11 protein-coding genes are annotated in these 13,037 nt (G+C 67.7%); 10 read left to right on the top strand and 1 reads right to left on the bottom strand.

From position 1 onward, the window contains the following. The first annotated feature begins 275 nt into the window (after nt 1–275). From BDO18943_RS31470 to BDO18943_RS31425, 10 genes are all read left to right on the top strand, one after another. Complete coding sequence (locus tag BDO18943_RS31470) at nt 276–2,261, top strand: gamma-glutamyltransferase family protein (RefSeq protein ID WP_175025348.1); 1,986 nt, start codon at nt 276–278, stop codon at nt 2,259–2,261. Between the two features lie 101 nt (nt 2,262–2,362). Then, on the top strand, nt 2,363–2,707 hold the full coding sequence (locus tag BDO18943_RS31465; RefSeq protein WP_235996238.1) for a hypothetical protein: 345 nt from the start codon (nt 2,363–2,365) through the stop codon (nt 2,705–2,707). A 300-nt stretch (nt 2,708–3,007) separates the two neighbouring features. Continuing rightward, nucleotides 3,008–3,550 carry a hypothetical protein gene (locus BDO18943_RS31460; RefSeq protein ID WP_175025346.1) on the top strand — a complete coding sequence of 181 codons (543 nt, stop codon included), beginning with the start codon at nt 3,008–3,010 and terminating at the stop codon, nt 3,548–3,550. A gap of 381 nt (nt 3,551–3,931) precedes the next feature. Then, nucleotides 3,932–4,702, top strand: a complete 771-nt coding sequence (locus BDO18943_RS31455) for a hypothetical protein (RefSeq protein ID WP_175025345.1) — start codon at nt 3,932–3,934, stop codon at nt 4,700–4,702. A gap of 154 nt (nt 4,703–4,856) precedes the next feature. Beyond that, nucleotides 4,857–5,435, top strand: a complete 579-nt coding sequence (locus tag BDO18943_RS31450; RefSeq protein ID WP_175025344.1) for a hypothetical protein — start codon at nt 4,857–4,859, stop codon at nt 5,433–5,435. Nucleotides 5,436–5,513: 78 nt separating this feature from the next. Further along, nucleotides 5,514–6,056: a CbrC family protein gene (locus BDO18943_RS31445; protein ID WP_175025343.1), complete on the top strand. Its 543-nt coding sequence runs from the start codon at nt 5,514–5,516 to the stop codon at nt 6,054–6,056. Nucleotides 6,057–6,121: 65 nt separating this feature from the next. Beyond that, the gene (locus tag BDO18943_RS31440) at nt 6,122–7,372 is read left to right on the top strand and encodes a metallophosphoesterase family protein (protein WP_175025342.1); all 1,251 of its coding nucleotides are present in this window, start codon (nt 6,122–6,124) and stop codon (nt 7,370–7,372) included. Between the two features lie 3 nt (nt 7,373–7,375). Beyond that, nucleotides 7,376–10,846, top strand: a complete 3,471-nt coding sequence (locus tag BDO18943_RS31435; RefSeq protein WP_175025341.1) for an ATP-binding protein — start codon at nt 7,376–7,378, stop codon at nt 10,844–10,846. 121 nt (nt 10,847–10,967) lie between these two features. Next, nucleotides 10,968–11,492 carry an HD domain-containing protein gene (locus BDO18943_RS31430; RefSeq protein ID WP_043185438.1) on the top strand — a complete coding sequence of 175 codons (525 nt, stop codon included), beginning with the start codon at nt 10,968–10,970 and terminating at the stop codon, nt 11,490–11,492. Between the two features lie 9 nt (nt 11,493–11,501). Next, nucleotides 11,502–12,188, top strand: coding sequence for a DUF429 domain-containing protein (locus BDO18943_RS31425; RefSeq protein WP_175025340.1), 687 nt, complete (start codon nt 11,502–11,504; stop codon nt 12,186–12,188). 165 nt (nt 12,189–12,353) lie between these two features. Here the strand turns inward: BDO18943_RS31425 and BDO18943_RS31420 are convergent, their stop codons facing one another. After that, a complete protein-coding gene (locus BDO18943_RS31420; RefSeq protein ID WP_235996237.1) occupies nt 12,354–12,791 on the bottom strand; it encodes an ATPase in 438 nt (145 codons plus the stop codon). Nucleotides 12,792–13,037: the final 246 nt, after the last annotated feature.

The following is a 13,037-nucleotide window of genomic DNA, read 5'->3' as shown; positions in this document are numbered from 1 at the left end:
GCGCGACGGCCGGGCAGCGGGCAAGCGCCGTCGGGCAGCAGGGTAACGACGTCACGACATCGGCCGAGCGAGCGCATCGCACTGCGATGCAGTGCAGCACGCCCCCGCACGCACGGGCGGTGACGTTGCGTGCGCAACGTCCGGTCGCATTACGTCATTCCCTTATTGCGAAAAAATTTTTGTTCATGGGACTATCGAATGCGTTGCCGGCGCACCGAGGGGGTCGCAGGCAGCGTGATGTCCATCGCAACGACCTACAAGAACATCGGCAGACAATGAACAGAACAGCGATTTTTCCGTATGCGTCCGCGTTGCTCGCGGCAGCCTTGTTGACGGCATGCGGCGGCGACGTCGAGAACGAAGCAGGCCGCACGCCGACACCTTCCACCGATGCGAGCTGCCTCGCGGTCGACAACAGCGGTGCGACGGTCGTGGTGGGCTCGAACCAGCCGGGCGACCCGTCGCTGCCGGAAGCGTCGTCGGGCTATCGCACCGGGATGAAGCCGGTCTATGCGAAGACCTATCTGGTGGCCACGTCGAACGCGTACGCGAGCGCGGCCGGTTGCGCGGTGCTGAAGAAAGGCGGCACGGCCGCCGACGCGGCGGTCGCCGTGCAGGCCGTGCTCGGCCTGACCGTGCCCGAAGCGACGGGCCTCGGCTCGGGCGGCGTGCTGCTCTACTACGATGCGCGCGGCAAGACACTGCAGGCGTATGACGGCCGGGAAACCGCGCCGGCCGCCGCGACGGAGAACTACCTGCGCTACGTCGACGACGCGACCGACCAGTCCGCGCCGCTGCCGAACGCACGGGCGAGCGGCCGCTCGATTGGCACGATCGGCGTGCCGAGGCTGATCGAGGCGCTGCAGCAGGATCACGGCCGGCTGCCGTGGCAGAACCTGTTCGGTGATGCGATCACGCTCGCGACCAACGGCTTCCCGATCGGGGGCCGGCTCGCCGACGCGATCGCGTCGAACGCCGCGAACCTGAAGCGCGACCCCGAGGCAGCCGCGTATTTCCTGAACGCCGATGGTTCGCCGAAGACGCTCGGCACCGTGCTGAAGAATCCGGCGTATGCGCGCACGCTGACGCTGATGGCGCAGTCGGGCGCGAACGCGCTGTACACGGGGCAGATCGCGCAGGACATCGTCGCGAAGATTGCCACGACGAAGGGTGCGGACGGGTCGACGCTCACGCCGGGCAAGACGACCGTAGCCGACCTCGCCGCGTACCAGGCGAAGCGCCGAGAGCCCGTGTGCACGACCTATCGCAGCTACTGGGTGTGCGGGATGCCGCCGCCGTCGTCGGGTGGCATCGCGGTCGCGTCGGCGCTCGGCATTCTCGAGAATTACGACCTGAAGTCGCTGAAGCCGACGGCGATCGATCTCGAAGGCGGCAAGCCGACCGTCGCGGGCGTGCATCTCGTTACCGAGGCCGAACGGCTTGCGTATGCCGACCGCGACAAATACGTAGCCGATACGGATTTCGTGCCGCTGCCGGGCGGCACGTGGAACACGCTGCTGAACAAGCCGTACCTGAAATCGCGCGCAGCGCTGATCGACCCGGCCAAGAGCATGGGCACCGCACAGCCCGGCAATCTCGGCGCGGTGCCGCTCGGCGTCGACACGACGCTGATCGAGCACGGCACGAACCAGTTCACGATCGTCGACGGCGACGGCAACGTGCTGAGCGCGACGACGACGGTCGAATCGAGCATGGGCTCGTTCCACATGACCAACGGCTTCCTGCTGAACAACCAGCTGACCGATTTTTCGGCGAACCCGGTCGACAGCGCGGGTAATCCGGTGGCCAACCGCCTGCAGCCGGGCAAGCGGCCGCGCAGCTCGATGGCGCCGACGATCGTGTTCGGTCAGGCCGCGGACGGCTCGCGCGGCGATTTCGTGATGGCGACCGGTTCGCCGGGCGGCGGCACGATTCCGCAATACGTGGTCAAGACGCTCGTCGGCGCACTGGACTGGGGCCTCGACGCGCAGCAGTCCGCCGGGCTCGTCGACTTCGGCGCGAGCAACAGTCCGACGACCGCGATCGGCGGCGAGCATCCGAACGTCAACACCGCGAACAACGGAGCGAACGATCCGCTGATCACGGGGCTGCTCGCGCTCGGGCACAAGGTGTCGACGTCCGCGCAGGCGAGCGGCGTCAACACGGTGATGCGCGTGACGGTCGGCCAGTCGCCCGCGTTGCAGGGCGGCACCGATCCGCGACGTGAAGGCGTCGTGCTCGGCGATACGTTCCGGCCGTAATCGGGCGGAACGCGCGGCCCCGATCTGCCGGTATTCACCAACGGGCGGTCGGGGCCGTGCATCGTGAAGGAGTCGCAATGACGAATGCGCATCTGCGTGAAATGGACGCCATCCTGTCGGTGCCGGGCTTTTTCGATTTCCTCGGCGACCTGGATTGCGACCGCGCGCTGGACAGTCGCGATGCCGAGCCGTTCGATGCGCAGTGGATGGCGTCGTTCGACGAAATCGACGGCGATCCGGGCGCAGCGGTCGACCGGCCGGCCCTGGATGCACTGAGGGAAAAGGCGTTCAAGCTCGCGTTCGGCGCATCGGGGCATGCCGGCGTGGCGGCGTGCGTATCCGACGACATCGAACTCATCGCGAGGAGCCGGTTGTCGGGCCGCACCGATGGCTGGCCGACACGCATCCTTTGGAATGCTTATAGAAGCGGCCGGTTTCCCTGCTAGCCGTTTCACCTGTCTGGTTTCCCTATCCATGGCGACCAGCCGCGTCGCCGTTGCGGAATGCACCGTGCGGCGCGCCTCCAGAGTCCCCCCGTCTACCGTCCAATCCCGCCGCAAGCCCCCGATTGTCAAACAGTGTGAGTCAATCGTCAGCATTTGCAACGGAAGTAACAGTCCCCGCAAATCAATCGTTTTGCGCGTCCGCGCCGCTACATTAGCTCCACCTGCCGCACGTCGCGGCGAGGCATGCGACAAGCCGCACGAAGGCGGCCCGCAGCAACAACGTCTTTGGGGAGAATGACCATGAACAAGATTCGTACGATTCTGGTGGGTGTTGCACTGACCGCGATGGCGACTTCGGCTGCGTTCGCACAGACGGCCCAGACCGGCGCCCAGGGTTCCGCAGGCGTCGGCGCGCAGGTTCAGACGCCGCTGCTCGGCGGTGGCGTGGGCCTGCAGGCTGGCGCCGGCGCGAATGCGGCAGGCTCGGGTTCGGGTGCGGGCAACGTCGTGGGCGGCGCGCTGAACGGCGTCGGCAAGACGGTCGGCGGCGTCGGCTCGGCAGCCGGCAATACGGTTGACGGCGCGACGCATGCGGTCGGTTCGGCAGCGGGCACGGCGAAGGATGCCGCCGCATCGGCCGTCCACTCGACGAAATCGCACGTGAAGCACGTCGCAGGCACGGCAAAGAGCCACGCGCAAGGCGCGATGTCGACGGCGGGCGACGTCGCCGGCGGCGCAAAGGCGAAGGCCGGTGAGGCGCTCGAAGGCGCGACGAATTCGGTGCAGGGCGGCGCATCGGTCGGCGTGAAGGGTTCGGCGTCGGCACAAGGCGGCGCGCAGTAAGCGTCACGCTTCCCGACAGAGCCCGGCCCGCTTCGATGCGGGCCGGGCTTTTTTTTGTTGGCGCGCACGGCGCGCCGTTCATCCCATCCTCGATACAGGGATGCGTCGGCGTTCGCCATCGATCCGGCGACGCGACGCGTACGGGCACCTTGGCCGATGCCCGCCGGCAAGGGCCCGCAACGGGCGGCGTGCGCATCCTCTGCCCATTGCCTGCCCACCATGCTTAAATAGCGGGGCTCCCGGTGGGTTGCCGGGCCGCCGCGATCGCGGCGCCGGCCGATACGGGCATGCATGTCCGATCGACATCGTGACGACAGACGACACCAAAACGCCGTTCCGGCCAGCCCGGCGCGGCCCGATAACATTCCGAGGCCTCACGTCATGACCCTTCTGTTTCGTCTTCTCGCGCTCGCCTGCGCGCTCTGGCTGGCTGCCTGCGCAGCGCCGCCCCCGCCGTCCGCCAGCACCAATGCGTCCGCCGCCGCACCGGACGCCAGCGAACGCCGCGGGCTCGGCACTGCATGGGGCGAGTCGGTACGATCCGAAACCCGCCAGGTCGATTTCGAGCGCGCGGATCCGGCGAAGCCAACGGATCTCGCGTCGGTCTACTACAACGATGCGTTGCCCGGACACCCGCACGCGTCCCAGGTGCGCCGGTTGCCGACGCGCGTCGCGCTCGCCAACGGCGACATCGCGCTGTCGTTCACGGACGAAAAGGGCGCGCCGCTGCATCTCGCGCGCAGCGACGGCCGCTGGCACATGGCGGGCGTCGAAGGTTCGCGCTACATGATCGTGCTGCGCAACCAGGGGCGCCGCACGTTCGAGGTTGTGTCGACCGTCGACGGGCTCGACGTGCTGTCGGGGCGGCCGGGCCGCTATACGAACGGCGGTTACGTGCTGTATCCGGGCCGCACGCTGACGATCGAGGGTTTCCGCAAGAGCCGCGACGAAGTCGCCGCGTTCCGCTTCGCGGCGGTACCCGACAGCTATGTCGCGAACGCGAAGTACGGCGATGCCTCGAACGTCGGCGTGATCGGCGTCGCGCTGTTCGCGCAAAAGGAGAACGACGAGGAGGCGCTGCGCCGCAACGCGAATCCGTTCCCCGGCAATGACAACGGCTATGCACCGCCGCCGGTACCGCGCGGCGAGTGACGGCACGTCGTGGATCGGCCGCGTGCGTCGTGACGAACGACGCACGCGGGGCGACCCTGAATCGGCGCTGCCCGAACGACATGCCGGCACATACGATGAACTTCACGACAATCCTGCGCGACTCATGCGGACACGGATCAGCCCGACGAAATCGATGGTGTTGAAGCTCGCGGCGCTGGCGTTGCTGGCCTCGAGTACCGCCGTTGCCTCCGCCGAAACGCCGGCGCCCGAATCGGTGCGGCTCGCCAACGGTCACGAGATCGAATGGGTGCGCCCGGGGTTGTTCGAGGTCGATGTCGCCCGCCACAAGAAATCGGCACTGAGCGTGCCGGTCGAGCTCCGCCGCGTATTGGCCGATGCTTCGAGCGTCGCGTTCCCGTCGGACCGGGTGAAGCGGATCGACGGCAAAGACTATCTGCTGGTCGTCGTCAACCGCTCGTCGAACGTCCGCCCGACCGGATATTGCGGCGCGGGCGAAGAAGGGGCGCTGCACGTGCTGGAGCTGCACGGCGCCCGTGCGGTACCGCGTTTCTCGCTGCCGGTTCAAAGCTGCATCGACTCCGTTTCGCTCGAAACCAATGATGGAGCGCAATCGCCCTACCTGGCGATCGCGTGGCGCGACGACCCGGCCGGTATCGACATCCGGTGGGAATATCTCGCACATGGCGGTCCAACGCATCGCTTTTTTCGTTTCGTGAACGGCTCGTTTGTCGAGGCCGAGGTTCCTCAGTAACACGGTCGCGCTGTGGCACGATGGCCGGTCGAGTTCGCATCGCGTGATTCCCCACCTTCCGGATCGACGGAGAGCCTCATGTCGTTACCCGCTTTCAGGTACCATCCCGACCCGCTGGCAACGGGCAGCGTGATCCGTTCGGATGCGCGCTGCGTGTGTTGCGGCGCTGCGCGCGGTTACGTGTACGCCGGCCCTGTGTATGCGGTCGACGAGTATGAGCAATGCATCTGCCCGTGGTGCATCGCCGACGGTTCGGCGCATGCGCGGCTCGACGCAGCCTTTACCGACACGTACGGCATCGGCGGCGGCGAATGGGACGCAGTACCCGACGCAGTCGTCGACGAAATCGCCTGTCGCACGCCGGGCTTTCAGGGCTGGCAGCAGGAACGGTGGTGGACGCATTGCGGCGATGGCGCGCAGTTCATCGGCCGTGCAGGCGCCGACGAACTGACCGCGCTCGGCTCGCAGGCTATTGCGTCGATTCGGGAATCGACCGGACTCGACGAGGGCGGCGAGTGGGTGCGTTTCTTTGCCGCACTCGACAAGGACGGCTCGCCGACAGCGTATATGTTTCGCTGCCTCCATTGCGGCGAACTCGGCGGCTACCAGGATTGCGACTGATGGTCTGGCTGGCGGCATCGCACGGCGATCGCAGGCCCCCATCGTCATGAAACAGAGGAATCTTCGTGAAGTTCATCCACGCGGCAGACATACACCTTGACAGCCCGTTGCACGGCCTGAGCGCGTATCCCGATGCGCCGGCCGCGCAGTTGCGCAACGCGTCGCGCGAGGCGTTGCGGCAGCTCGTGGATCGTGCGATCGAAGAGGAAGTCGCCTTCCTCGTGATCGCCGGCGACCTGTACGACGGCGACTGGAAGGATCACAACACGGGCATCTTCTTCGGCCAGCAGATGGGGCGCTTGCGCAAGGCCGGCATCCGCGCGTTCGTCCTCGGCGGCAACCACGACGCCGAAAGCGAGATGACGAAGAAGCTGACGCTGCCCGACAACGTCACCGTGTTCGGCCACCGCAAGGCGGAAACCCACACGCTGCCGGAATTCGACGTCGCGCTGCACGGGCAGAGCTTCAAGGACAAGGCGGTCGTCGACAATCTCGCGATCGGCTATCCGGACCCGGTGCCCGGTTACTACAACATCGGCGTGCTGCATACGGCGCTCGAAGGCTATGCGGCGCACGCGAACTATGCGCCGTGCACGCTGGCCGAACTGCACGCGAAAGGCTACGACTACTGGGCGCTCGGCCATGTGCACGAATTTCAGCAATGGACGGGGGCGTCAACGGTGGTGTTTCCCGGCAACCTGCAGGGGCGTCATATCCGCGAGACGGGCCGCCGCGGTGCGGTGCTCGTGACGGTCGAACAAGGCCGCACGCAGGTCGAGCGTCTGTATCTCGACGTGCTGCGCTGGGAAGCCGTGTCGGTCGACGCGTCCGATTGCCTGACGGTTGCCGACCTGTCGAGAAAGATCGGCCAGTCGCTGGAAGCGCTGCTGACCGTCGACGGCCACGTGCCGCGCGCGGTGCGCGTGACGGTCACGGGGCGCACGCCCGCGCACGGTCTCTTCTTCGGCCGCGCGCCGCAGTTGCGTGCGGAGGTGCTGAACCAGATCGGCATCATCGGCAACGAGCGGCTGTGGCTGGAGAAGGTCCGGCTCGCGACGTCCGCGGCCGATCATCAGCCGGGAGAAAGCGAGCAGCTTGAAGCGCTGGAGGACCTGAAGCAGATCCTGGCCGACGCCGCGCGCGATCCGGATTTCCTCGAACTGCTCGAACGCGACCTGAAGCCGTTCGTCGGCAAGGTGCGCAGCGACGTGAAGGAAGAGGTGCCGTTGCTGGCGATGGCACGTGCGGGCGAGCTCACGGCGCTCGTTGAACAGGTCGGGCCTGCTCTGCTCGCGCGGCTGGCGAGGGGGGAGTAAGCGATGCGCATCAATCAGCTCGATCTGATCAAGTACGGCAAGTTCACCGACGAGACGCTGCGTTTCCCGTCGGCTGGCGAGGATTTCCATGTGATCGTGGGGCCGAACGAGGCCGGCAAATCGACGATCCGCACGGCCGTGTCGGAACTGCTGTTCGGGATGAAGCTGCAGACGCCGCTCGATTTCCTGCACAGCACGCCCGAGCTGCGGATCGGCGGCGTGCTGGAGAGCGGCACGGGCGAACTTGCGTTTCACCGCGCGCGCGGGCGCAGTCCGCTGCGCACGCCCGCCGACGACAAGCTGCCCGACGACTATCTGGCCGCCATCCTCGACGGCGCCACGCGCGAATTCTTCGAGCAGATGTTCGGGCTCGATCATAGGCGTCTGGTCGACGGCGGCCGGAGCATTCTCGACGCATCCGACAAGCTCGGCCAGGTGCTGTTCGAATCGGCCGCCGGTGTCGGCAGCCTCGGGCCGGTGCGTGAGGAGCTCGATGCGCGTTCGGTCGAGCTCTGGGCACCGCGTCGCAGCGGCAGTGCGTTCGCGCTCGCCGAATCGTCGTTCAACGAAGCCGTGACCGAACTGAAGACGGTCCAGGTGCGCACGCGCGACTGGGTCGAACGCAAGGACGCGCGCGAAGCGGTTGAACAGCAGATCGAGCAGGCGCGCGCCGAACAGCGCCGGCTCGAAGCGCTGCGCTCGAAGCTCGAACGCGTGCGGCGGCTGGCGCCGTACCTGAAGGAGCTGACGGTCAAGGACGCGGCGCTGGCGGAACTGGGCGCGGTTGTCGAGTTGCCGCCCACCGCGTATGCGGATCTGCTGAAGGCGCAGGGCGATCTCGCGGCCGAACAGAAGGTGCTCGAGGAGCGTCGTGCCGACCTGCTCGCGAAACGGCAGGCGCGCGATGCGATCGACGCCGATGCCGACACGCTGGCGCTCGAAGCCGACATTGAAGCGCTCGATCGGCTGCGCGGCGCGTGCATGAATCACGCACAGGATCTGCTGCTGCTTGGCGCAGACGTCGAGCGGCACCTGTCCGCCGCGTTTGCCGCGGCCGCCCAGCTCGACTGGCCGACGGACGAGGTGTCGCTGCGTGCGTCGCTGCCGACGGCGCTGTCGCTGAAGACCGTCGCCAACCTGTTGCGCGAGCACGGCGCGCTGCACCAGGCGCTTGCCGGCGCGCGTGAATCGCTCGACGAACGCACGCGCGAGCTTGCGCAGGTGCGGGAACAACAGGCGCGCCTGTCGACCGTCGATGTGCCGGAAGCGCTGCGTGCGGCGCTGGCCGATGCGCAGGGCTTTCGCAACAGCGGCCAGCGCGAGCAGGCGTTCGAACATGAAATCGCTGCTGCCGACAGCGCGCTGGCGGGTGCGCTCGATGCGCTCGGCCAATGGCGCATGCCGGTCGACACGCTGCGGGCGCTCGACGTGCCGTCGGCGGCGCGGCTCGGCGCGCTGCTGAAGGAAGACAGCGAACGCGCGAGCGCCGCCGCCGCGGCACGCGACGCGCGGGACGGCGCGCTCGAAGAGCTCGAGCGGCTCGAACTGCAGGAGAAGCATTTCGCGGAGAACCACAAGGTCGTCACGACCGCCGACGTGCTGGCGGCGCGTGCGCGGCGCGACGGCGCATGGGGCGATATCCGCAGCGGCGCGGTCGATCTCGTCACGGGCGCACCTGCGGTCGACGACGCGATTCGCCTGGCGGACGAACTCGTCGATGCGCAGCTCGGCGCGACGCAGGCGGCGGCGACGTTGCAGTCGCTGCGTCAGCAGGTCGAATCCGCGCGCGCCGGCGTGACGCGCAGGCAGGCCGCGCTGGACGAGCGCGAGCGTGAGTTCGCCGCGCATCGCGACGCATGGGCCGCACTCGCGACGACGGCCGCGGTGCCCGGCATGCCGCTGGCGGCGATGGGCGACTGGCTTGCGAAGCGCGACACGGTGTTCGCCGCGCAGGCCGACCTTGATCGGCAGCGCCGCGAATTCGACACGATTCGCGCCGCACGGGCCGGTGCCGAAGCCGCGTTGCGCGCGGCGCTGCGCACCGTGTCGCGAGGCGGCGAGTCGGACGGCCTGGCGGCGCTCGTCGCGAGCGCCGAGACCTTCGTCCAGTCGGCCGAAAAAGCGCTCGCGCAACAGGACAGCCTCGAGGATCGCGCGCGGGAAGCCGAACGCGGGTGTGCGACGGCGCAGTCGCGCGCCGGCCACGCGCAGACGGCCTACGATGCGTGGCAAGCGCAATGGCGCGCCGCGCTGGCCGACGCAAAGCTGTCCGCGAGCGCGGCGACGCTGGCTGCGGCGGAAGGGGCGCTCGGGCTCGCCAACGCTGTGACGGCCGAACTGGCCGATGCCGATGCGCCGCGCAACCGGATCGCTGCCATCCGCGCGGAACTGGCCGCGCTCGAGGCGGGGGCACGGCGACTGGCCGCGGCGCTCGCCCCGGAATGGCTGACGAGCGGTGACTGGCCGGACGTCGCGCGCCGGCTGACGATGCGCCTCGCGGCCGCCCGGGAAATTGCACGTGCGATCGGTCGTGCCGACGAGGCCGTGCGGCAGGCCGACGGCAAGGTCGCGGATGCCGCCGCCGCGGTGGCCGGTGCCGATGCGCGCATCCAGCCGCTGCTGCAACTGGCCGGCGTAGCGTCGATCGACGCGGCGCTGCCGCTGGCCGAACGCTCGGATCGCCAGCGCCAGCTTCGGCAGGCGGTCGATGCCGCGCACGAGGCACTGGTGCGCGATGGCGACGGCCTGTCCCGGTCCGCCGTCGAAGCCGAAGTCGCGGAGCAGGACATCGTCGACGTACCGGCGCACCTTGAAGCGGTGAAGCAGTCGCTCGGCGATGTCGGCAAGCGGCTCAACGAGCTTTCCCAGCAGCAGGTCGTGGCCGATCAGGCGTTCGGTGCAATCGATGGGCAGGCGAATGCCGCCGTTGCCGAGTCGAAACGGCAGGAAGCGCTGGCGGCGATGGGCGATGCAGCCGAGCAGTACCTGGAGGCGGCCACCGCGAGCCGGCTGCTGAAGTGGGCGACGGATCGCTATCGCGACCAGAAGCAGGGGCCGATGCTCAGGCGCGCGGGCGAAATTTTCGCGGGGCTCACGCTGGGCGAATTCGCGCGGCTGACCGTCGATACCGAACGGACGCCGCCCGCACTCTATGCACGACGGACGAAGGGCGCATCGGTCGAGGTCGCGGGGTTGAGCGAAGGAACGCGTGACCAGTTGTTCCTTGCGCTGCGGATCGCGGCGCTGGAGCTGCAGCTCGGCAGCCGGACCGCGCTGCCGTTCGTCGCCGACGACCTGTTCATCAACTTCGACGATGCGCGCGCGAAGGCCGGGCTCGACGCGCTGCGCGATCTGTCGACGCGCACTCAGGTGCTGTTCCTGACGCACCACGACCACCTGCTGCCGCTCGTGAGGGATGTATTCGGCGCGCGGGTCAACGTGGTCGAGCTGCAGCGCGCGCCGGTGGGTGCGTGACGCGCGGCGTGCGTGGAGGCCGGCGCTCGGGCAGGGTCATCGCAAGCAGGTAGTATGTGCGGTTCCGAAATGCCCGCGGCCGGTTCTGCCGGTCGCGGGTCAGGCCACACGAGGGGGGAATATGAAAAAGCTGGTAGCCGCCATCGCGTTCGCGGCGGACAAGCATCGCAATCAGCGGCGCAAGGACGAAGAAGCGTCGCCGTACATCAATCATCCGATCGCGCTTGCCGACGTGCTGGCCAACGAGGCCGGCGTCGAGGACGAACGGGTGATCGTCGCGGCGGTGCTGCACGATACCGTCGAGGATACCGAGACGACCGAGCAGGAGCTGCTGAGGCTGTTCGGCAAGGACGTGGCGGACATCGTGATGGAAGTCACCGACGACAAGTCGTTGCCGAAGGAGGAGCGCAAGCGCCTGCAGGTCGAGCATGCGGCGACCATCAGCCGGCGCGCGAAGCTCGTGAAGCTGGCCGACAAGATCTGCAACCTGCGCGACATCGCGCGGCATCCGCCTGCGGACTGGCCGCTCGAGCGCAAGCAGGCGTACTTCGACTGGGCGAAGTCGGTCGTCGACCCGATGCGCGGCGTGCATCCCGGTCTCGAGGCGATCTTCGACACCGCCTACGACGCCAGGCCGGCGGACTGAGGCGCCTGCATGCGATCGACCCGATCCGTCGGATCCGCCGCGCCGCAATCGCCGGTCGTGGCGGGTGTCGATGTGGGCGGGGAAAAGAAGCAATGCGATCTCGTGATCCTGCGCGGAACGACGGTCGTTTGCCGCGAGGCGCAGATCGCGCCCGAGGCGGTGCCTGCGCTGTGTCTCGCCCATGACGTCGTGGTCGTCGGTGTCGACGCACCGAGCCTGTGGTGGGCGGGGAGCGGGCGCCGGGCGGCCGAGCAGGCGCTCGCGCGCGAGCGGATCTCGTGCTTTCCGACGCCGTCGCGGGAGCAGGCGGTCGCGAGCACGTCCGGCTTCTTCGACTGGATGTTCATGGGAGAGCGCGTCTACCGCGCGCTCGCGGACGCCTATCCGCTGCTGACCGGCGCGCGTTATGCGGGCGGGCGCGCGAGCTTCGAGACCTATCCATATGCGATCACCTGCGCGATGCTGGGCAAGTCTGTTGCGTCGGCAAAGCAGAAACGCAACCAGCGCCGGCAATTGCTGGAGCGACTGGGGATCGACGTGTCGACGCTGAAGTCCGTCGATGCGCGAGACGCGACCCTTTGCGCGTTGACGGCGCAATGCGTCATCGACGGGAATGCGCATGCGTATGGCGATGCGGAGGGCGGATATATCCGCGTGCCGATCGTGAGCGAGACGATCGTTCTCGATGCGCGGTAGCTGCGTCCTGCGGCCGGGGCGTAGAGATAAGGTGAGCTTTTGCGGGAGCGAAGCAGCCGGTGTGTCGACAAAGGTGTCAGGCGGCGACTATCAGCCGGCAAGCATCGGGATGGCTGGCGCACACGACGTGACGCCGGTGCGCGACGCGATCCCGAGCGGCGCTGCTCAATCCTCGAGGATGGCTTTCGGCACGCTGGCCAGATCGCAGGCTTGCGCCTGCTCGAAGTAGCCTTCGGCATCGTCGATCATCACGACTGCGACGTCGATCAGCTCGTCGAGCCGTTGCAGCAGCGAATCACGCCACTCGATGTCTTCGTCGCGCTCGGGCGTCTTGTCCAGTTGCTCGATGATCGAGTCGGCCGTCTGCAGGAAAGGAATCGCCTGCTGATAGTTTTCGATCGAGACCATCGCCGCGTTGCGCGCGCCGACGAGTCGCTCGCGGTGTTCGTCCGCCAGTTCGGATTCGCCGCTGATTCGCGGCAATACATCCGAGATGCGTTGCAGAAGTGGCGGAGCCTGTTCTTCCAGGATGATAGCGCGCTCGCGCAGCGCTGCATATTCGTCGCGAAGGTCGGCGTCGCCGGGTTGAATGGTGCTGTCCATCGTGGATATGAGTGCGTGGTTCGGTCGCGGCATGATACTCGACAGCACCCGGTTCCTTGCCGGTTCCGTGGCTTCCTATATGGAAGGCAGAGCGGCTTGCGTCATATCTATAGGGGGCGGCTTCCATCGCGATGGGCGGCCTGTTGAGCCCCAAGCCCCCGTGCGCGGCAGCGCACGGGGGCTTTTTCAAAATATTTTCACAAAGGGGCTTGCGTAGTTGGGGGCGGGTGCTTAGAATCACGCCTC

This window comes from Burkholderia aenigmatica (assembly GCF_902499175.1).
In the GTDB taxonomy this organism is placed as follows: Bacteria; Pseudomonadota; Gammaproteobacteria; order Burkholderiales; family Burkholderiaceae; genus Burkholderia; species Burkholderia aenigmatica.
The sequence above is the reverse complement of the archived record's forward strand: the minus strand, read 5'-3'. Positions and strand labels throughout refer to the sequence as shown.

Coding starts and splice junctions, on each gene's coding strand:
- BDO18943_RS31470 (WP_175025348.1), top strand. CDS start 276: ATGAACAGAACAGCGATTTTTCCGTATGCGTCCGCGTTGCTCGCGGCA.
- BDO18943_RS31465 (WP_235996238.1), top strand. CDS start 2,363: ATGGACGCCATCCTGTCGGTGCCGGGCTTTTTCGATTTCCTCGGCGAC.
- BDO18943_RS31460 (WP_175025346.1), top strand. CDS start 3,008: ATGAACAAGATTCGTACGATTCTGGTGGGTGTTGCACTGACCGCGATG.
- BDO18943_RS31455 (WP_175025345.1), top strand. CDS start 3,932: ATGACCCTTCTGTTTCGTCTTCTCGCGCTCGCCTGCGCGCTCTGGCTG.
- BDO18943_RS31450 (WP_175025344.1), top strand. CDS start 4,857: ATGGTGTTGAAGCTCGCGGCGCTGGCGTTGCTGGCCTCGAGTACCGCC.
- BDO18943_RS31445 (WP_175025343.1), top strand. CDS start 5,514: ATGTCGTTACCCGCTTTCAGGTACCATCCCGACCCGCTGGCAACGGGC.
- BDO18943_RS31435 (WP_175025341.1), top strand. CDS start 7,376: ATGCGCATCAATCAGCTCGATCTGATCAAGTACGGCAAGTTCACCGAC.
- BDO18943_RS31430 (WP_043185438.1), top strand. CDS start 10,968: ATGAAAAAGCTGGTAGCCGCCATCGCGTTCGCGGCGGACAAGCATCGC.
- BDO18943_RS31425 (WP_175025340.1), top strand. CDS start 11,502: ATGCGATCGACCCGATCCGTCGGATCCGCCGCGCCGCAATCGCCGGTC.
- BDO18943_RS31420 (WP_235996237.1), bottom strand. CDS start 12,791: ATGGACAGCACCATTCAACCCGGCGACGCCGACCTTCGCGACGAATAT.